Source organism: Bifidobacterium tsurumiense (genome assembly GCF_000741765.1).
Classification (GTDB): Bacteria; Actinomycetota; Actinomycetes; order Actinomycetales; family Bifidobacteriaceae; genus Bifidobacterium; species Bifidobacterium tsurumiense.
Window position 1 is genome coordinate 201,455 of the sequence record NZ_JGZU01000004.1, and the last position, 19,361, is coordinate 220,815.

A 19,361-nucleotide genomic window follows, 5' to 3' on the forward strand; every position below is an offset into this window, starting at 1 on the left:
ACTGCAACCATCATACGTACTTCTATTGTCCAGTCCCACGTGTCGTGTTTTGCGCGCACCGCAACACGTGTATCCTATGCGTGGGAAAAGTGATATATTCTGTGGCACAAAACCCGAGCCACACACGACGAAAGGATCGCAATGGCACAGGACTATGATTCCCCTCGTAACAAGGATGAGGACGAGGAGTCGCTGCAGGCATTAGGCAAGAGCTCACAGAATTCTTCCAGCGACATTGACGATGACGAGAACGCCATTGCCGAAGACTACGAGTTGCCAGGCGCCGACCTGAGCAATGAGGATGCTTCGGTGACGGTTATCCCGATGCAGGGTGATGAGTTCATCTGTTCCGAATGCTTCTTGGTGAAGCATCGCAGTCAGTTGGCCTACACCACGGCTGATGGACAGCCGGTGTGCAAGGAATGTGCTGCCTAATGGCATATGACGAAGCATATAACGAACCAGAACAGATCGAAGTCCTCGTACGCTCGATGAGCGATGAGCTGCCAGCTGAGCTGTTTTACGCCCATGCCGGCGATGCAGGCGCAGACTTGCGCACAACCGAGCATATTGAGCTCAAACCCTTCCAAAGGGCCTTGGTACCTACCGGAGTGGCAATAGCCCTGCCTGCAGGATATGTGGCTCTGGTGCACCCACGTTCCGGCTTGGCGGTGAAGCAAGGCGTGACCGTGCTCAATGCTCCAGGCACTGTGGATGCAGGCTATCGGGGGGAAATCAAGGTGCCCCTGATCAATCTGGATCCGGATCGCACAGCCGTTTTCGAGCCAGGAGACCGCATCGCGCAGTTGGTTATCCAGCGCTATGTCGAAGCTCGATTCATCGAGGCGCAAAGCCTGCCCGGATCGGATCGCGCAGAACGCGGATTTGGCTCGACTGGAGTATCGGATCCCATCGCTGCGTAATATGTGGTGTGTTATTCAACCGATGGATGAGTAGGATAAGCAATAAGACACGAAGGAGGTGGCGCAGTGACCGAATCTGAGGAGGACATTCACTCGGCTCGGATGCTTGGATGTGAAATCAGTCCGGATCCGCTCGATCCTCTGCAGCCTATCGCCAGCGTGTGCGCTTTCCATCATCCTGATGAGGATCTGAGCATTCTGGAGCGGGCCTATCGGCGCGCGGTCGCTCAGCATTCCAGCCAAAGACGTAAATCGGGCGAGCCTTATATCATCCACCCCATTGCAGTCGCTCAGATACTGGCCGATCTTGGCATGGGGCCACTCGTAGTTGCAGCAGGGTTGCTGCACGATACGGTGGAGGATACCGATTACACCTTGGATGAGTGCCGGGCGGAATTCGGTGACACGGTTACCGGACTGGTGGATGGCGTCACCAAGCTTTCCAAGATGGAATACGGCGATTCTGCTCAGGCAGAGACGATCCGCAAGATGGTCGTCGCCATGAGCCGTGACGTTCGGGTCCTGGTGGTGAAGCTTGCAGATCGTGTGCATAATGCACGCACATGGCGATATGTCAAAACCACCAGTGCTCAGAAAAAAGCTCATGAAACCCTTGATGTCTATGCGCCGCTAGCCAATCGTCTTGGCATGAATGCCATAAAAACCGAGCTTGAAGAGCTGAGCTTCAAAGTCCTGTATCCGAAGATATATAACGAAATCGTGGTGCTGGTGGCAAGGCGTGCCGGGCAGCGCGAGGTGTATTTGAAGCAAATTCTCGCAGAGATCAATGAGGATCTTTCAGCGCAGAATATCGACGCCTATGTCAGCGGCCGTCCAAAGGAATATTTCTCCATCTACCAGAAAATGATCGTGCGAGGTCACGATTTTTCCAATATCTACGATTTGGTCGGGGTACGCATAATCGTCAATAGCATCCAGGATTGCTATGCGGCACTCGGAGCGGTCCATGCTCGCTGGAGTCCGGTTCCAGGACGTTTCAAAGACTATATCGCCATGCCCAAGCTCAATATGTATCAGAGCTTGCACACGACGGTTGTGGGTCCTGGCGGCAAGCCTGTAGAAATTCAAATTCGTACTTGGGATATGCATCGTCGTGCTGAATTCGGCATTGCGGCCCATTGGAAGTACAAGGAAAACGGCCAGGCCGGACGAGCCCTGAGCTCTCCTGATAAGGATGATCGCAAGCGTGAACGCGACGAGAACCAGGAACTGAGCGAAGCGGATAATCTCAAATGGATTCAGCAGCTCGCCGATTGGACGAGTGAAACACCGGATTCCAATGAGTTCCTCGGTTCTTTGAAAGAGGATTTGGGCGCATCCGAGGTCTATGTCTTCACGCCAAAAGGCAAGATCGTCTCACTACCTGCGCAGGCGACACCGGTGGATTTTGCATACGCTGTGCATACTGAAGTCGGCCATCGCACCATGGGTGCACGCGTCAACGGTCGTTTGGTGCCTTTGGATACGAAGTTGGAAAATGGCGATACCGTTGAGGTGCTCACATCCAAATCGGATACCGCCGGACCTTCCCGTGACTGGCTGAGCTTTGTAAAGAGCCCCAAGGCAAGAAACAAGATTCGCCAGTGGTTCAGCAAGGAGCGACGCAGCGAAGCCATTGAAGAAGGCAAGGATGAGCTGACGCGTGCGATGCGTAAGCGCAATTTGCCTATTGCGACATTGCTTACTGCACAGGCACTGGTCGGCATAGCCGATGATTTGGGGCTGCCGAATGCCGATGCGGTGTACGCGGCTATAGGTGAGGGACAGGTCTCAACACAGAATGTCATTGCCCATCTGGTGAAGGATGCGGGAAGTGACGAAGTCAATGAAGAGGTGGAACAAGAAGCTCTGCCACTCAAGAAGCTTGAGCATAATAAGAGAACCACGAATGCTCTCGGTGTGTCAGTGCAGGGTGTGGGCGACATCTGGGTGAAGCTTGCTCGCTGCTGCACTCCTGTTCCAGGTGATTCGATCGTTGGATTTATCACGCGCAATCAAGGCGTTTCTGTGCATAGGACTGACTGCCAAAATATGCTTGATCTCGAAAAGCGCCAGCCCGAGCGGGTCATTCCTGTGGAATGGACCAGCACAAAAGGTCTGTTCATGGTCAAGATTCAGGTCGAGGCCTTGGACCGACCGCATTTGCTTTCGGATGTGACTCGCGTGCTTTCGGATCATGGTGTGAATATCATTTCAGGCACCATTTCCACCGGTTCTGATCGCGTGGCGACAAGCCAATTCTCCTTTGAAATGGCCGATCCACAGCATTTGAACACATTATTGGCTGCTGTGCGCAAAATCGATGGCGTATTCGATGTGTATCGCATAACCGGTGCGAAGGATTCTGCAGAACCGCGTCTTCGCAAGATGTGATGCCGCCTTCGATTCAACGAAAGTCAAGCCATAGCATAAGTCAATGGGCCGTGCATTTCACCACACAATGCACGGCCCATTGACTTGAGTGAACTTTTATTTCAGAGCTTCGAACACTTCATCGTAATTCGGCTCTTCAGTGGTTTCCGGAACCAGCTGCGTGTACGTCACCTTGCCGTCTTCGTCAATGATGACAACGGAACGTGCATTCAAGCCGGCGAGAGGACCGTCCGCGAAACGAACTCCATAATCCTCTCCGAAGGAGGAACGGAATGTGGATCCGGTGGCCACGTGTTCAATGCCTTCAACGGTGCAGAATCGTGCGGCGGCGAAAGGCAGATCTGCGGAAATGCAGAGCACTGATACGCCATCCAACTCGGCGGCGCGACGGTTGAATTCACGGACCGAACGCGCACAGGTATCCGTATCAAGGCTAGGGAAAATATTGAGGATTACGGTGCTACCGGCATAGTCTTCCAAAGTGATTTCGGACAGATCAGCGCCGACAACAGTGAACTGAGGAGCAGAGGAACCAACGGCAGGCAGTTCACCGGTTGTGGAAACCGGATTGCCTTCAAGAGTAATAGTAGCCATACCGTCATTATGACAGCCTTTACAGGCTAGTGCAAGAATGGATAGTGCGCAATACGCGTGTGGAGAATTGACTTGTGCAGGTCTTAAGGCCATGCGAAACTTGGCGACATGACAACAATTACTATGAGGACCACCGACGGCGATATCAAGATCAACCTGTTCGATGACAAGGCTCCTGAAACAGTTGCCAATTTTATCGGACTTGCCACAGGCAAGAAGGAATGGACCGATCCGATGACAGGCCAGCCTTCTCACGAGCCGTTCTATGATGGCCTTTCCTTCCACCGTATCATCAAAGACTTCATGATTCAGGGCGGCTGCCCATTGGGCAACGGCACCGGTGGCCCTGGCTATGATTTCGACGATGAGATCGTTCCGGATCTCACCTTCGATCGTCCATATCTGCTGGCCATGGCGAATGCCGGTTTGCGCCGCGGCATGGACGGCAAGGTGCACGGCACCAACGGTTCACAGTTCTTCATCACCACGGTTCCGACTCCTTGGCTCAATGGACATCACACCATTTTCGGAGAAGTTGTTGATGATGAGTCCAAGGCAGTGGTCGACAAGCTCGAATCCGTGACCACTGATGGCTCTGATGCGCCAGTGGAACCGGTGGGCATCGTTTCCATCGAAATCGAAGACTGAGTACTCCGTAGTCTCACTTGCATTGCCGGCGAATCGCCGGATAACACATACCCCGCGGTCGCGCATTGCGAACGCGGGGTATGTGTATTGAGCCCAATTATTGTGAAATGACCCCGAAGTGGACGAGTGCATTCATCACACCGTCATCATCGACGGAGTCGGTCACCCAGTCAGCCGCAGATTTCACATCATCAGTGGCGTTCCCCATAGCCACGCCGATGCCGGCAAATTGCAGCATGGTGATGTCATTGCCGCCGTCGCCAAATGCCATCACCTGCGATTGATCAAAGCCGTAATGCTTCATGAATCGCTGCATTCCTGCAGGCTTGCCACCATCGGCCGGGATGAGATCGACAAAGGAAGGATGCCAACGCACGCCTGAAACATTGTGGCATAACGAGATTATTTCCTTCTGTTGCTCGTCATTGACGTAGGCGCTTATTTGCAACATGTCGTGATCCGTTGCGTGTTGAGCGCGGTTCCCGTCAACGAGAACCTTCGGAGCAGTGCCTCCAAGAGACTTCCACGCATTCCGCAGAATATCATTGATGAAATTGAAATAGGCTCGGTCTTCTTCAACAAAATTTGCAGGGATTTCCGGATGCTTCGCCAGCCAGTCAACGATGATGCCAACGTCTTCGCGATCCATATATTGACGCTCGAGAAAACCGTGGTTATCAAAGCAATACTGCCCATTGGTGCCCACAAACCCATCGAATTCAACAGGCATCATATCCAATATCACATCCATGTATGAAGGGCCGCGACCCGAACATATGAAGATTTTGATGCCGAGTTCCTTGAGTTTTTTCAATGCATGGATCGTTGATTGAGGAATTGAGTGAGTGGCAAAACTTGTCAAGGTGCCATCGATATCGAAGAAAACGGCTTTGATAGGGGATGAGGTTGCTGATTTCATAGCGTCATCGTAATGAGTCATGATTTCAGTCTACTCAGAGCATCGTCTCGTGTGACCATCAGCATGATAGCTCGCGTGGCCATCAGCATGATAAGCAGTATGCGAACCTGGCTGTGCATGCGCAAAGCTGTCCTGGAAACCAGCCCACGCAAATCAGCGCCAAACCTAGCAAAATGGCGTCACGAGTAGGGTGGAATACCCGTCATAAACAACACGTATAAGGCAATTGCCCCAAAATAGCCTGATTGGCACAAAGTGTCCGTTATCGTGGATGACACATTACTTCACGTAATTCGAAGAGAGGAAATAACATGGCTTCGGAACCAAGCAATCCAATTCAACCGACTCCTAATCCAAGTGGTTTTTCCAAGGATGAACCTGTGCGCGTCAACCACACCGCACGCAATACCATCATTGCAGTGATTGTGGTTGCAGTGCTCGCTGTCGCAGTGTTCTTCGGCTATCGCGCATTTGCAGGCAAGTCGGATGCTGCGAAGGGCAGCGAATCCAATCCTGTGAAAATCGGCGTGGTCGGTGCCACTGACCCGCAGTGGGTTGCTTTTGAAAAGAAGGCCAAGGAAGCGGGAATCGCAGTCAAGATTGTCGATTTCCAGGATTACACCTCCGAAAATCCGGCATTGGACTCCGGAGAACTGGATCTTAATGAATTCCAGCACCTGCTGTATCTGGCAAACTACAATGTGAAAAATAACAAGGATCTTCAGCCTATCGGCGGCGTGGCAGTATATCCTCTGGGCGTGTATTCCGAGAAATACACCGATATCAATGCCATTCCTGAAGGCAGCACGGTCGCAATCCCAAATGATGAGACCAATCAGGCTCGTGCAATCGGTGTTTTGAAGGCAGCCGGTCTGGTCACGCTGAAGGGAGACTGGACTGCATTCAGCACCCCAGCCGATATCGACACCGATGCCTCGAAGGTGCAGGTCACCGCTCTCAAGGCTGAGCAGGTGGCAAATTCTTTGAAGGATCCGCAGATCGCAGCCGGCGTCATCAACAATGACTATGTGGCGGATGCGGGGTTGAATCCCCAGGACGCCATCTATCAGGATGATGCGGAAAGCGAAGAGGCAAGGCCGTACATCAACGCATTCGTCTCGCGCAAGGCTGATATCAACAACGAAACCTATCTGAAGCTGGTTGAGCTCTACCAGTCCAAGGAAGTTCTTGACGCTTTGCAGGAAGAATCGGGCGGTACTGCTGTATTCGCCAACAACTATACTGCCAGCGAGCTTCAGGGATTCCTTGCGGATATTGAGCAGGATGCACGCAATGCATCATGATTATGGCCTTGTCTGCATAGACTGCACAGTCGATTGCATCAAGTGCAAGGCAAATCAATAGGCCCAATCGGGGTGTTGCCTTCGCCATAAGCGAGGGCTGCACCCCATACTGCTGTGAGTTGGTTGTCCGGCGTTTCGCCTCGGCAACCTAAGGTACAGTCGTTGCGGCAGGAACGGGCCGGTCGAGGTGCCTGACAAAGGAGACTGCGGCGCATGTCTGCGGACTGCAATGAAGCGTGGCACAACATCCAATAGAGCGCACGGAAAGGAAAGGTCATGAGCGAATCAGCCGATGGTGAAGCGATTATCGAGCTTGACCATGTCGTCAAGGAATTTCGCAAGGGGAGAGGCTCTGCAGTACGGGCGGTGGATGATGTGAGCCTACGGATCAATCGTGGCGATATCTTCGGCATAATAGGATATTCCGGTGCGGGAAAATCGACTCTTGTGCGCATGATCAACGGACTTGAACGTGCCACATCAGGAACGGTCCGAGTACTTGGCTCCGATATCACGACGCTTTCAGAATCCAAGCTGCGCCCGGTCCGCCAGAAAATAGGCATGATTTTCCAGCAATTCAACCTCTTTTCCACCAAAACCGTGGCGGAAAATATCGCATACCCTCTACAATTGGATCATTGGCGCAAGGATTATCAGCAGCGCCGAGTGCAGGAGCTTCTGGATTTCGTAGGCCTTGCGGCGTATGCGGACAGCTATCCTTCACAGCTCTCCGGCGGTCAAAAGCAGCGCGTAGGCATAGCAAGGGCATTGGCCACGAATCCCGACATTCTCCTCGCCGACGAGGCAACGAGCGCTCTGGATCCGGATACCACCATTGAAGTACTGGCTTTGCTTAAGCGTGTCAATGAGCAGCTAGGGATCACCATCGTGCTCATAACGCATCAGATGAATGTGGTCCAGCAGATAGCCAATCGCGTGGCTGTTATGAGTGCAGGAACCGTTGTCGAAGGCGGCGATGTCTATGATGTTTTCGCAGCCCCACAGCAGTCAGTGACCAGGCGGTTTATCGCAACGGCGTTGCCCGGGGTTCCGGACGAAGCCAGAATAGGTGCGATGCGTGAACAATGGCCGGGCCGTCTGGTGACTGTGCTGATTCGCCAAAAAGAAGTGCAAGCGCAACAAGGCGTGATTTCAGCCTCGGGTCAGGATATTTCGGATCTCATAGCCAAGCATGAGGTCAATAGCAGCTTGCTCTTTGGTGGAATCGACACCGTCAATGGGGTCGCGATTGGCGCGATTACCTACGAATTCACCGGTGAAGAGGATCTGGTTCAGGCTTTTCTCAACGATCTTGCCCGCAACAGCGATATCGCCGATTTCGGTACTGCTCAGGATCCTGTGCCATATGCGCAGGCAATTGTGCCGGTTTCCAACAATACGTATGGCGATAAGCAACTGTCGGACGTGGACGAGGGCGCACTGACTGAAGCCGCTGAGCAGCAGTGTGAGTGTCAGGCTGAGAAGTAAGGGGAGTGCAGATGGTGACGTTAAGTGCGCGGGGCACGAATTGGGAAGTATTGAAGCCGATCCTGTTTCAATCCATTGGTCAGACCCTGCAAATGGTGCTGGTGACCTTGGTGGTCGGAGGATTCCTTGGCTTGATTCTGGGTGTGGTGCTCTATGGCACACGACCCGGAAATCTGTTGGAAAACGCAGTGGTATATCGCATCTTGGATACCTTGGTGAATATCATCCGACCCATTCCATTCATAATCTTCTTGGCGGCGATGCAGCCGCTTACCATCGCGGTTGTCGGCACTTCCATAGGAACCACAGCAGCGATGTTCCCCATGATCATCATGTGCACAGTCGCCACTTCACGATTGGTCGAGCAAAATCTCGTACCAGTGGACGCGGGCATAATAGAAGCCGCGAGGGCGATGGGGGCCTCTCGTTTGACCATTATTCGCACCGTACTTATCCCTGAAGCCTTGGCGCCGCTTATTCTGGCATATGCCTTCCTGTTCATCGGTGTTTTGGATATGTCGGCTATGGCCGGATATATCGGCGGCGGCGGTCTGGGTAATTTCGCGATCGCATACGGCTATCAGAAATTCGACAGCGTGGTGACATGGACTGCCGTAATCATCATGATCATTCTGGTGCAGGTGGTTCAGGGTATTGCGAATGCGCTCGCGAAACGCATATTGAAACGGCAACGATAGAACGAATCTCACCTTCTCAAGATTTTTGCTGGATGACGGCTCCTTGGCGTATTCCACCATCGGGCGAGTGGAAAAGAGACATAATGACAGCACATATCGAAATAGATCAGCAGATTGTGGACTTGCGTCACTGGTTGCATGCCCATCCTGAATTGGGATTCCAGGAGAGGGAAACGAGCAGATACATTGCTCACCAGCTCCAGACATGGGGTATTCCTGTTGTGACAACCAAATTGGATACCGCTGTTATCGCGGATATTCAAGGGGAGTTGCCCGGACCTAGGATTGCATTGCGTGCTGATATCGACGGCTTGCCGATACATGAAGATTCAGGTTTGGACTTCCCCTCGGTCAATAACGGGGTCATGCATGGCTGCGGTCACGATATCCATATGTCGGGTCTGCTCGCAGCCGCTCGATGGCTGACGTCACATCGCAGTCACATACAAGGCTCCATCCGCTTGGTGTTCCAGCCTTCAGAGGAGACAGGAGAGGGTGCTCGGGCGGTATTGGACAGCGGCGCACTCGAGGGAGTCCAAGCCATAATCGGTACGCATAATAATCCCGATTATGCTCCAGGGCAGATTGCCGTAGGCACTGAGCCGATAATGGCCGGATGTGTCAAATTCGCTGTCACATTGCATGCACAGGGCACGCATGCCGGATATCCGCATATGGGAACCGGTCCGATCGAGGCCTTGTCCAGCATGATATTGGCATTGCAAACCATAGTCAGTCGTAACATCTCTCCATTCCATGCCGTGGTGCTTTCTGTGACACAAGTGCATGGTGGGCATGTTTGGAATGTCGTTCCCGCCCAAGCCGGATGCATGGGTACTATACGCTTCTTCTCCAAGGCGGATGAGGATCTGGTCGAGAAGCGTTTCCGTGAACAGGTCGAATACACCGCCAAGGCATATGGCATAGAAGCTGATATCGATTGGCAGCATGTGCAGATTCCTTTGCAAGGTGATGCCAAACTCAGCAGGGCAGTCGCCGATGAAGTCCCGCAATATGCCCAATTGGAGCCCATTCGTCCAAGCATGGCAGGAGAGGATTTCGCCGAATATGGCACGGTTATGCCGCTGGTATTCGCATTCATCGGTTCAAACGGTGCGCCGGATCATCATGATTGGCACAGCCCGCGCTTTGTGGCATTGGATGAGGCCATACAACCCACCGCTGAATTCTATGCGAATGCCGCATTGCGTGTCGCAGCTGAACTACACTAGGGAGTCATGAGTCAGATTCGTTTCGCCCTTGCCCAGATCGATACATGTATTGGCGATGTGCAAGCCAATGTTGAATCCGTATTACGCTACGCTCGCCGCGCCTTTGAAGCACAAACGCAGGTTGTAGTGTATCCCGAAATGACCCTGACGGGTTACCCCATCGAGGATCTCGCCTTGCGAGCCACATTCCGCAAGACCGCATGGGAAGCTGCAAACACCCTGGCGCAATCGTTGCGTGATGAGGGCATGGGTGATTTGTATGTGATCGTGGGTACGGTAGGAACCGATCATAATAGTGACAAGCCTCGCAATCGTATGGTGGTACTTCATAACGGCGTGGTATGGGCCGCATATGACAAGCATTTCCTGCCCAATTATGGCGTTTTTGACGAGTATCGTATCTTTTCTTCAGGCGATCAGTCAGTTGTGCTCGATGTTGACGGAGCTCGTGTGGGAGTGGCGATTTGCGAGGACATCTGGCAGGACGGCGGACCTGTGAGCGCATTGGCCCAACAGGATATCGATGTTCTGGTCACGATTAACGGCTCTCCCTATGAAGAGGGCAAGATGCATACCCGCGTTGAATTGGCTGCGAAACGAGCCAAAGAAGTCGGCGCGCCGGTCATTTACCTCAATCAGGTGGGCGGACAGGACGATCTGGTATTCGATGGCGGCAGCTTTGTGGTGGATGCTGACGGTGGCATGATCCAGCGCAGTGCCATGTTTGTTGAAAGCCTGGATTATTTCGATCTTGACACACAAGCGGAGCAACAGAGGGTGGGAACCGTTGTTGAGCCTCGCGATCCCGATGAGGAAGTGTATGCGGCTTGCGTTTTGGGTCTGAAGGATTATATGCGCAAGAACAGGTTCACAGGTGTGTGCTTGGGGCTGTCCGGAGGCATTGACTCGGCTCTTGTGGCGGCTATGGCCGCTGACGCCTGCGGCGGAGAGAATGTGTGGGGCATATCGATGCCGAGCATGTATTCATCGGACGGATCGAAAGACGATGCGGCAGATCTGGCTGAGCGAATCGGCGCGCATTATGATGTGCAACCGATAGAAAGCTTGTTCTCCTCTTTCCAGGATCAGCTGTCATTGGAAGGCGTGGCCGCAGAGAATCTGCAGGCTCGCATTCGTGGCGTCATCGTCATGGCATATTCCAATGCAAAAGGCGTATTGGCTTTGGCAACGGGCAATAAGTCGGAATTGGCCTGCGGATATTCCACCATTTATGGCGATGCCGTTGGAGGGTATGCGCCGATTAAGGATGTGTTCAAAACCAGAGTGTGGCAACTGGCGCGGTGGCGTAACAAGGCCGCGGCACAGGGTGTCGGCATAGGTGGTCTCAATATTGTCGGCAATGAGGGCGAAGACAAGGGAATCGCACTATCCGATGGTGTGATGATTCCCGTGAATTCAATCGAAAAGGCTCCCAGCGCCGAACTCAGGCCGGGGCAGAAGGATGCGGATTCGCTTCCTGAATATGACGTACTGGATCGAGTGCTTGCCTCGTATATCGAGCATGCGCACGGTCGGGCGGATTTGCTGGCGGATGGGTATGATGAGCGCACGGTCGATACCGTCATGCGACTTGTCGACAGGGCCGAATGGAAGCGTCGTCAGTATCCTCTGGGTCCCAAGGTGAGTTCATTGGCTTTCGGACGTGACCGCAGGCTCCCGATAACCAGCGGCTTGCGTGAATAATTGACTGTGCCACGTTAGTTCGCATGTATCTTGCGTAAGTGGGTTCGCGTTTGTTACCGCTTGTTGCTCTGAACGGGAATGGCCTGTCAATGCGTCCGTGATCGATTGGGTTTGGGCGATCTGTGTGGAATGCGAAAGCATATGAAACTCACGTAGAAGATTTCATGCTTTTCATGGGATGAGCTTGAAGGCACGGGACAGGCAAAACGGTTCCAGATGATGTGTGCGTATCGTAATCGGGAGGTTTATGGGTATGCAAAACAGACAATGGTATTTCAACACGGTTACTCAGCAGCCGGAGTACGGGCCGCTCTCTCCAGCCTCTCAACGTATGGGGCCGTACGCTTCAAAAGAGGATGCCTTGCACGCCTGGGACATCGCGCAACACCGCAATTTGCTATGGGATGATGAAGATCGCAGATGGAAGCAATGGGGCGACACGCAGGAATAATGTGACGCATCTCACGTTCTTGTTCGGCTTTTTTCCAGAAAGGGTTACATACAATGGGTGGCGTAGCAGGCGACGTAAGGACGCGCCGCCGACACACACAATATCAAGGAGTCGACATGACAGCAGTTGAAACCACCGCTCTCTCTGAACAGGAGTTGCGTGACAAAGCCTGGCAGGGTTTTGCGGGCGGCAACTGGCAAGAGGACATTGACGTTCGAGACTTCATTCAGAAGAACTACACCCCGTACGAGGGAGATGAGTCCTTCCTCGCGGACGCTACCGAGAAGACCCGCCATATGTGGGAGTATCTCGACAAGAACTACTTGGCAGTAGAACGTGAGCGTCGTGTATACGACGTGGACACCCACACTCCGGCCGACATCGATGCATTCCCGGCTGGATATATTGAGAGCCCTGAGGTTGACAATGTTATCGTCGGTTTGCAGACCGACGAGCCTTGCAAGCGCGCCATGATGCCCAACGGTGGTTGGCGCATGGTCGAGCAGGCCATCAAGGAGGCAGGCAAGGAGCCTGATCCTGAGATCAAGAAGATCTTCACCCGTTACCGCAAGACCCACAATGATGGCGTTTTCGGTGTGTACACCAAGAACATTAAGGTTGCTCGCCACAGCAAGATCCTCACCGGTTTGCCGGATGCCTATGGTCGCGGCCGCATCATCGGCGATTACCGTCGTGTTGCACTCTATGGCGTCAACGCATTGATTGAATTCAAGAAGCGCGACAAGGATTCCGTACCATACCGCAACGATTTCACCGAAACCGAGATCGAGCACTGGATTCGCTTCCGCGAAGAGCATGACGAGCAGATCAAGGCTTTGAAGAAGCTCATCGTTTTGGGCAATGAGTATGGCCTCGACCTCTCTCGTCCTGCACAGAACGCTCAGGAAGCCGTGCAGTGGACTTACATGGGCTACCTCGCATCTGTGAAGAGCCAGGATGGCGCAGCTATGAGCTTCGGCCGTAACTCCGCCTTCTTCGATGTCTACTTCGAGCGCGATCTGAAGTCCGGTCTGATCACAGAAGCAGATGCTCAGGAAATCATCGACCAGATCGTCATGAAGCTGCGTATCGTGCGCTTCCTGCGTACCAAAGATTATGACGCGATCTTCTCAGGCGATCCTTACTGGGCAACCTGGTCGGATGCCGGCTTCGGCGATGACGGACGTCCTATGGTCACCAAGACCTCCTTCCGTCTGCTGAACACCCTGACTTTGGAGCACCTCGGACCTGGCCCTGAGCCAAACATCACCATCTTCTGGGATCCAAAGCTTCCAGAAGGCTACAAGCGCTTCTGCGCCAAGATCTCGATCGACACCTCCGCAATCCAGTACGAGTCCGACAAGGAAATTCGTGCTCACTGGGGCGATGACGCTGCAATCGCATGCTGCGTATCCCCAATGCGCGTCGGCAAACAGATGCAGTTCTTCGCAGCTCGCGTGAACTCTGCAAAGGCACTGCTCTACGCCATCAACGGCGGTCGCGATGAGATGAACGGCATGCAGGTCATCGATAAGGGCGTCATTGACCCAATCGCTCCGGAAGCCGACGGCTCCCTGGATTACGAGAAGGTCAAGGCAAACTACGAGAAGGCTTTGGAGTGGCTGTCCGAGACCTACGTCGAGGCTTTGAACATCATCCACTACATGCATGATAAGTACGCATACGAGTCCATCGAGATGGCTCTGCACGACAAGGAAGTCTACCGTACCCTCGGTTGCGGTATGTCCGGTCTGTCGATTGCAGCCGACTCCCTGGCAGCCTTGAAGTACGCCAAGGTGTACCCAATCACCAACAAGGAAGCCAAGGAAATGGAAGGCCACGAGTACGAATACGTCGAGGGTGCAGATGACGATCTGGTGGTCGGTTACCGCACCGAAGGCGAATTCCCTGTCTACGGCAACGATGATGATCGTGCCGATGATCTGGCGAAGTGGGTTGTGAGCACCGTCATGGGTCAGGTCAAGCGCCTGCCGGTCTACCGCGGAGCAGTCCCGACACAGTCCATCCTGACCATCACCTCCAATGTGGAGTACGGCAAGAACACCGGTTCCTTCCCGTCCGGCCACAAGAAGGGCACCCCGTACGCTCCAGGTGCAAACCCAGAGAACGGCATGGATGCCCATGGCATGCTTCCTTCGATGTTCTCGGTCGGCAAGATCGATTACGACGACGCTCTTGATGGCATCTCGCTGACCAACACCATCACTCCTGATGGATTGGGCCGCGATGAGGGCGAGCGTGTGAACAACCTGGTTGGCATCCTGGATGCCGGCAACGGCCACGGTCTGTATCACGCCAACATCAACGTGCTGCGCAAGGAACAGCTCGAGGATGCCGTCGAACATCCTGAGAAGTACCCGCACCTGACCGTTCGCGTGTCGGGTTATGCGGTGAACTTCGTCAAGCTGACCAAGGAACAGCAGCTTGATGTGATTTCCCGTACCTTCCATCAGGGTTCGGTGGTTGACTAATCTCCACCGGCTTGATGCCGAGGCATGAAACGGGGCGGGCCGATTGCTGGCCCGCCCCGTTTCATATGTGATGGTAACGAAGCGCTTGTGTCTAAGTTATGCGACATATACGCTCGCCGCTGGTAAAGGCGCCGCGACGAGAAAAGGCGTGTATGGTAGGAGCATAGCACATGAGATGGGTTGCTTCAGTCTGGTTGTTGTGACAAGGAGGACGAAGATGTCTGGAACCGAGACATTTCGCACCACGACTCCGCATATGCTCAAAGAGTCCAAGCAATATGCGAGTCAAACGCTTATGGGTGGACTTTCAGGATTCGAGTCGCCGATTGGACTTGACCGACGCGATCGCTTGACCGCATTGAAAAGCGGCGATATCGGTTTTGTACATTCATGGGATATCAACACTGCGGTTGACGGTCCGGGAACAAGAATGACCGTATTCATGAGCGGCTGCCCTTTGCGTTGTCAATACTGCCAGAATCCCGACACCTGGAAAATGCGTGACGGTCAGCCCGTCTACCTTGATGCGATGATCAAAAAGGTTGACCGATACAAGGATTTGTTCAAGGCGACTGGCGGTGGCATAACCTTCTCAGGAGGAGAGTCGATGATGCAGCCGGCATTCGTGTCACGTGTATTCCATGCGGCGAAGGAAATGGGCGTGCATACTTGCCTTGATACCTCAGGATTCCTGGGCAGGAATTACACAGACGAGATGATTGATGACATCGATCTGTGTCTGCTCGATGTGAAATCAGGTGATGAGGACACCTATCACAAAGTGACCGGCGGAACCTTGGCGCCGACCATCGATTTCGGTCAGCGCCTGAACAAGGCTGGGAAAAAGATCTGGATACGCTTTGTCTTGGTCCCCGGATTGACCGATGCCGAAGAAAACGTGGAAAACGTGGCGAAAATCTGCGAGAGCTTCGGCGAAGCAGTGGAACATATCGATGTGCTCGGATTCCACCAACTCGGACGTCCGAAATGGCATGAGATGCGTATTCCGTATCCTCTCGAGAATCAAAAAGGCCCCTCTGCCGCATTGAAGAAACGAGTTATGGACCAGTTCCGTTCGCACGGTTTCACCGTGTATTAATCACTGAGTGCGAAGATGTTCTGTTTCCGCCGACGATATTTGCTCAAGCGAGCAAGGTGTCGCCGGCGGTTGCATTTCATGGAGAGTATCGCCAAGGTTGCATTGCCCATGCTGAAAAGTCGAGTTCGAGGAATGTGACATGGCAAAATGGCGGAACACGTCATACCACGGTGACGTCATAGTGCCGTGTCTGACTGCCAAATGGAATAACTGCTTACCCTGATGGCAATTTCTCTGCAGCTTGGATGAAACATAGGTCGTAGCAAGTGATAAGCCTCGTGCACGACTCACTTGGTGTATGCTCCGTGTATCCTAGACGCGCACACAGTAATACGGGTTCGGCTTGCATGGATTGCGAATGAGTCGTTTCCCAAAGGCGGTGGGAGGAAACAGCCGTTGAACGACGAGCCTAGATTGCAATCTGAGCCACGCGGCGGCGTTCCCCATGTTATCGATACAATCGAAGGTTTCCATCGAGCCTGTGAACGATTGGCTGCGGCAAGTGGATCTCTGGCTGCCGACGCAGAACGTGCCTCTGGATATCGATACAGTCATGAAGATTGGCTGGTGCAATTCAAACGCGAGGGTACAGGCATCATGCTCTTCGACCCCGTGGCGTTGCGAGAGCAACGAGTGGATTGGAATGAATTCAACGGCGCCATCGGCGACGCCACGTGGATTATCCATGATTCCATGCAGGATCTTCCGGGCTTCGCCGATTTGGGCATGAAGCCACAGGCTCTGTTTGATACGGAGGTTGCCGCAAGGCTATTGGGATTGCATCGCTTTGGATTGGCGGCAGTCACGGAACGGTATCTGGGCATCACCTTGGCGAAGGAGCATTCCGCCGCTGATTGGTCATACCGTCCATTGCCTCGGGACTGGCGCAATTATGCCGCACTTGATGTGGAATTACTCATAGAGCTTGAAGCTTTGATGACGCAGGATCTGAAGTCCCATGGCAAGATCGACTGGGCGCATGAGGAATTTACCTATACTTTGGCTCAGGGAATGCAACCCCGCAAACCGCATCCGGTACCGTGGATGAGAATTTCCCATATCAGTGCCATCATCAAAGACAGGCAAGGTCTGGCTGTGGCCAAAGCGCTGTGGGAAGAACGGGAAAGACTGGCTCAGCACTACGACATCGCGCCTAATCTGCTCTTGGAAGATCGCAGCATAATAGAAGCCGCGCAACTCAAGCCGCATAACGCCAGGGAATTCAGGGCTGTGCGTTCTTTGAATGAAAGGGTGCGCATTCAAACCGGCAGTGCACAGGACAAAATGTTTGAAAGATACGCTCCTATCCAGCGGGCGGTCAAGCCTTCGATATGGAAAAAGGTTATTCAACATGCCTTGGATCTGGCGCCCGAGGACTGGCCAACAGTCCCTGCGGCACCGGGAGACATGCATAATAGCAATGCACCTAAATCCATGAAGTTGTGGCAGACGAGGCATCCGAATCGCTATGACTGCCTTATGAATGTGCGTCATACCGTCTCGCAAATCGCAGAAGACACCCGCACACCGGCCGATATGATTATCAAACCACAAATACTGCGTAATCTGTGTTGGACGGATGAGCCTCACAAGCGCGATGTCGCTGAATTCTTGAGGGAGCAAGGGGCCAGAGACTGGCAAGTGAACTTGATATCAGCGTCCGTAAGTCGCGCTATCATATAACGGTTGCCGAAATGGCAGAAGAAGTGAATACCCGTATTTCAGGAGCACAAGCGTGAAAATCAGCGTCAGGAATCTTGAGCCCACCAAGGTGAGGCTCACCGTTACCGTCGATACCGAGGAATTTGAGCCTTATTTGGAGCAGTCTCGCAAGGAGATCGCCAAGCAGGTCAACGTTCCTGGATTCCGTAAGGGCCATGTGCCAGGAAAGATTATCGACCAGCGCATCGGTTTTGCCGCTGTTGCGGGCGAGGCCGTGAACAATGCAGTGCCGGAGCTGTATTCCAAGGCTATGGACGAGAAGAAGTTCCAGCCTATGGCTCAGCCGGAAATCGATGTTCAGGAAGTGCCGCAGTCCGCTAAGGATGAGACGAAGCTGAAGTTCGTCGCCACTGTGGAGCGCCGTCCTGATATCGAGCTTCCTGAACTTGACGGCATGGAAATCGAAGTGGCCAAGCCTGAGGTCAGCGATGAGGACGTTGAGAAGCGTCTTGAGTCATTGCGCCAGCGTTTCGGCACCTTGGTCGGCGTGGATCGTCCGGCTGCAAAGGGTGACTTTGCCAATATCGATCTGAACGCACAGATCGATGGCGAAACCGTGGATTCCCAGGAAGGCGTGAGCTACGAACTGGGTTCCGGCACCATGCTCGATGGTCTGGATGAAGCATTGGAAGGCCTGTCAGCAGGTGAAGAGACCACATTCGAAGGAACTCTCGAAGCCGGCGATCATGAGGGTGAAAAGGCTCAGATCAAGGTCAAGGTGAATTCCGTCAAGGCTGAGGAACTTCCTGAGCTCGATGATGATTTCGCTAAGGACGCTTCCGAATTCGACACTCTTGACGAGTTGAAGGCAGATATGCGCAAGGCAGCCGAGAAGGATGCCGAAGGTCGTCAGGCCACCGAAGCTCGCGATGCTTTCATCGAGAAGCTCAAGGAAGGTCTGGAGATCCCTGTTCCTAAGGGTGTCAAGGCCGATATGGTCGCCGAGCACTTGAAGGGCATGACCCCTGATCCTGAGAAGGCCACCAAGGAGCAGAAGGCTGAAGCCGAAGAGTCCGTCGAGAAGGAACTTCGTGACCAGATGGTCCTCGACGCTCTGGCACAGAAGATGGAAGTTCAGGTCACTCAGCTCGATGTCACCAACTTCTTGGCTTCCATTGCCCAGCAGTACGGCATGGATCCGAGCCAGTTCATCAATGCGATCGTGAATAACGGCCAGCTCGGTTCCGCTGTTCAGGAAGTCGGACGTTCCAAGGGGCTGCTCGCAGGTATGCGTGCTGTCACCTTCAAGTCTGATGGTGAAGTGCTTGATTTGAGCGCTTTCCTGGGTGATGATACCCAGAATGAAGAAGATGAGAGCGTCGCAGCCGCTTCGGCAGCAGCCGCTGTGGCCGACGAACTGTCCTCTTCTGATGCTGAGTAAGTAATTACTTAAGTTTTTATGCAGGTCCGAAATCATTACGGTTTCGGGCCTGTTTTGTTGTTATCAGGGAAAACGGACGACGCCTGTACGTCATGAAGTCTGGGTTATAGGCCAAATTGTGTGTCTGGTGGTGGTTTTATTCGGTGGGTTATAGGCCAAATTGTGTGTCTGGTGGTGGTTTTATTCGGTGGCGTTTGGGTATCTGGTGCTGGTGTGGAATTCGTTCCAGTCGATGCCGGTTCCGTATCGGTTGGGTATGCCGAACGTTTCGTAGTGCGCCTTGGGGGCTCCTTTCCGATGCCATGCCTGTGT

The 19,361-nt window shown here is 53.3% G+C and carries 16 protein-coding genes; 14 read left to right on the forward strand and 2 right to left on the reverse strand.

The genetic code is table 11. From position 1 onward, the window contains the following. Nucleotides 1-141: 141 nt before the first annotated feature. From BITS_RS02960 to BITS_RS02970, 3 genes are all read left to right on the forward strand, one after another. Complete coding sequence (locus tag BITS_RS02960) at nucleotides 142-435, forward strand: DUF4193 domain-containing protein (RefSeq protein ID WP_026642583.1); 294 nt, start codon at nucleotides 142-144, stop codon at nucleotides 433-435. Beyond that, nucleotides 435-923 (forward strand): dUTP diphosphatase, encoded by a 489-nt coding sequence (dut, locus tag BITS_RS02965; protein ID WP_026642584.1) that lies wholly within the window; start codon nucleotides 435-437, stop codon nucleotides 921-923. Before BITS_RS02960 ends, dut begins: the two co-directional genes overlap by 1 nt. A gap of 102 nt (nucleotides 924-1,025) precedes the next feature. Then, nucleotides 1,026-3,317: a RelA/SpoT family protein gene (locus tag BITS_RS02970; RefSeq protein WP_154568441.1), complete on the forward strand. Its 2,292-nt coding sequence runs from the start codon at nucleotides 1,026-1,028 to the stop codon at nucleotides 3,315-3,317. Nucleotides 3,318-3,413: 96 nt separating this feature from the next. On the opposite strand, the gene tpx is transcribed toward BITS_RS02970, so the two are convergent. Next, nucleotides 3,414-3,911, reverse strand: a complete 498-nt coding sequence (tpx, locus tag BITS_RS02975; RefSeq protein ID WP_026642586.1) for a thiol peroxidase — start codon at nucleotides 3,909-3,911, stop codon at nucleotides 3,414-3,416. Between the two features lie 108 nt (nucleotides 3,912-4,019). On the opposite strand from tpx, the gene BITS_RS02980 reads away from it, so the two are divergent. Then, nucleotides 4,020-4,559 carry a peptidylprolyl isomerase gene (locus tag BITS_RS02980; protein WP_026642587.1) on the forward strand — a complete coding sequence of 180 codons (540 nt, stop codon included), beginning with the start codon at nucleotides 4,020-4,022 and terminating at the stop codon, nucleotides 4,557-4,559. Between the two features lie 97 nt (nucleotides 4,560-4,656). On the opposite strand, the gene BITS_RS02985 is transcribed toward BITS_RS02980, so the two are convergent. Next, nucleotides 4,657-5,499, reverse strand: a complete 843-nt coding sequence (locus BITS_RS02985; RefSeq protein ID WP_044259315.1) for a Cof-type HAD-IIB family hydrolase — start codon at nucleotides 5,497-5,499, stop codon at nucleotides 4,657-4,659. A gap of 290 nt (nucleotides 5,500-5,789) precedes the next feature. Here BITS_RS02985 and BITS_RS02990 point away from each other — a divergent pair, with 290 nt between their 5' ends. The 10 genes from BITS_RS02990 to tig all read left to right on the forward strand — a co-directional run bounded on the left by BITS_RS02990 (nucleotide 5,790) and on the right by tig (nucleotide 19,049). After that, nucleotides 5,790-6,782, forward strand: a complete 993-nt coding sequence (locus tag BITS_RS02990; RefSeq protein WP_026642589.1) for a MetQ/NlpA family ABC transporter substrate-binding protein — start codon at nucleotides 5,790-5,792, stop codon at nucleotides 6,780-6,782. A gap of 276 nt (nucleotides 6,783-7,058) precedes the next feature. Next, entirely contained in the window at nucleotides 7,059-8,270 is a 1,212-nt protein-coding gene (locus tag BITS_RS02995; RefSeq protein ID WP_044259318.1) for a methionine ABC transporter ATP-binding protein, read from the forward strand. Nucleotides 8,271-8,281: 11 nt separating this feature from the next. Next, a complete protein-coding gene (locus tag BITS_RS03000; RefSeq protein WP_026642590.1) occupies nucleotides 8,282-8,968 on the forward strand; it encodes a methionine ABC transporter permease in 687 nt (228 codons plus the stop codon). An 83-nt stretch (nucleotides 8,969-9,051) separates the two neighbouring features. Next, complete coding sequence (locus BITS_RS03005; protein ID WP_026642591.1) at nucleotides 9,052-10,200, forward strand: M20 metallopeptidase family protein; 1,149 nt, start codon at nucleotides 9,052-9,054, stop codon at nucleotides 10,198-10,200. A gap of 6 nt (nucleotides 10,201-10,206) precedes the next feature. Beyond that, complete coding sequence (locus BITS_RS03010; protein WP_026642592.1) at nucleotides 10,207-11,904, forward strand: NAD+ synthase; 1,698 nt, start codon at nucleotides 10,207-10,209, stop codon at nucleotides 11,902-11,904. A gap of 253 nt (nucleotides 11,905-12,157) precedes the next feature. Continuing rightward, nucleotides 12,158-12,355: a hypothetical protein gene (locus tag BITS_RS03015; RefSeq protein ID WP_026642593.1), complete on the forward strand. Its 198-nt coding sequence runs from the start codon at nucleotides 12,158-12,160 to the stop codon at nucleotides 12,353-12,355. A 116-nt stretch (nucleotides 12,356-12,471) separates the two neighbouring features. Continuing rightward, a complete protein-coding gene (gene pflB / locus BITS_RS03020; RefSeq protein ID WP_026642594.1) occupies nucleotides 12,472-14,847 on the forward strand; it encodes a formate C-acetyltransferase in 2,376 nt (791 codons plus the stop codon). Nucleotides 14,848-15,064: 217 nt separating this feature from the next. Further along, nucleotides 15,065-15,946, forward strand: a complete 882-nt coding sequence (gene pflA, locus BITS_RS03025) for a pyruvate formate-lyase-activating protein (RefSeq protein WP_026642595.1) — start codon at nucleotides 15,065-15,067, stop codon at nucleotides 15,944-15,946. A gap of 396 nt (nucleotides 15,947-16,342) precedes the next feature. Continuing rightward, complete coding sequence (locus BITS_RS03030) at nucleotides 16,343-17,629, forward strand: HRDC domain-containing protein (protein ID WP_026642596.1); 1,287 nt, start codon at nucleotides 16,343-16,345, stop codon at nucleotides 17,627-17,629. A gap of 52 nt (nucleotides 17,630-17,681) precedes the next feature. Then, nucleotides 17,682-19,049, forward strand: a complete 1,368-nt coding sequence (gene tig, locus BITS_RS03035; RefSeq protein ID WP_026642597.1) for a trigger factor — start codon at nucleotides 17,682-17,684, stop codon at nucleotides 19,047-19,049. Nucleotides 19,050-19,361: the final 312 nt, after the last annotated feature.

Excerpts from the sequence above, each read along its gene's own strand:
- dut (WP_026642584.1), top strand. The coding sequence starts at position 435 with ATGGCATATGACGAAGCATATAACGAACCAGAACAGATCGAAGTCCTC.
- BITS_RS03010 (WP_026642592.1), top strand. The coding sequence starts at position 10,207 with ATGAGTCAGATTCGTTTCGCCCTTGCCCAGATCGATACATGTATTGGC.
- BITS_RS03000 (WP_026642590.1), top strand. The coding sequence starts at position 8,282 with ATGGTGACGTTAAGTGCGCGGGGCACGAATTGGGAAGTATTGAAGCCG.
- BITS_RS02995 (WP_044259318.1), top strand. The coding sequence starts at position 7,059 with ATGAGCGAATCAGCCGATGGTGAAGCGATTATCGAGCTTGACCATGTC.
- BITS_RS02990 (WP_026642589.1), top strand. The coding sequence starts at position 5,790 with ATGGCTTCGGAACCAAGCAATCCAATTCAACCGACTCCTAATCCAAGT.
- BITS_RS02980 (WP_026642587.1), top strand. The coding sequence starts at position 4,020 with ATGACAACAATTACTATGAGGACCACCGACGGCGATATCAAGATCAAC.
- tpx (WP_026642586.1), bottom strand. The coding sequence starts at position 3,911 with ATGGCTACTATTACTCTTGAAGGCAATCCGGTTTCCACAACCGGTGAA.
- BITS_RS02985 (WP_044259315.1), bottom strand. The coding sequence starts at position 5,499 with ATGACTCATTACGATGACGCTATGAAATCAGCAACCTCATCCCCTATC.
- BITS_RS03015 (WP_026642593.1), top strand. The coding sequence starts at position 12,158 with ATGCAAAACAGACAATGGTATTTCAACACGGTTACTCAGCAGCCGGAG.
- pflB (WP_026642594.1), top strand. The coding sequence starts at position 12,472 with ATGACAGCAGTTGAAACCACCGCTCTCTCTGAACAGGAGTTGCGTGAC.
- BITS_RS02970 (WP_154568441.1), top strand. The coding sequence starts at position 1,026 with ATGCTTGGATGTGAAATCAGTCCGGATCCGCTCGATCCTCTGCAGCCT.
- BITS_RS02960 (WP_026642583.1), top strand. The coding sequence starts at position 142 with ATGGCACAGGACTATGATTCCCCTCGTAACAAGGATGAGGACGAGGAG.
- pflA (WP_026642595.1), top strand. The coding sequence starts at position 15,065 with ATGTCTGGAACCGAGACATTTCGCACCACGACTCCGCATATGCTCAAA.
- BITS_RS03005 (WP_026642591.1), top strand. The coding sequence starts at position 9,052 with ATGACAGCACATATCGAAATAGATCAGCAGATTGTGGACTTGCGTCAC.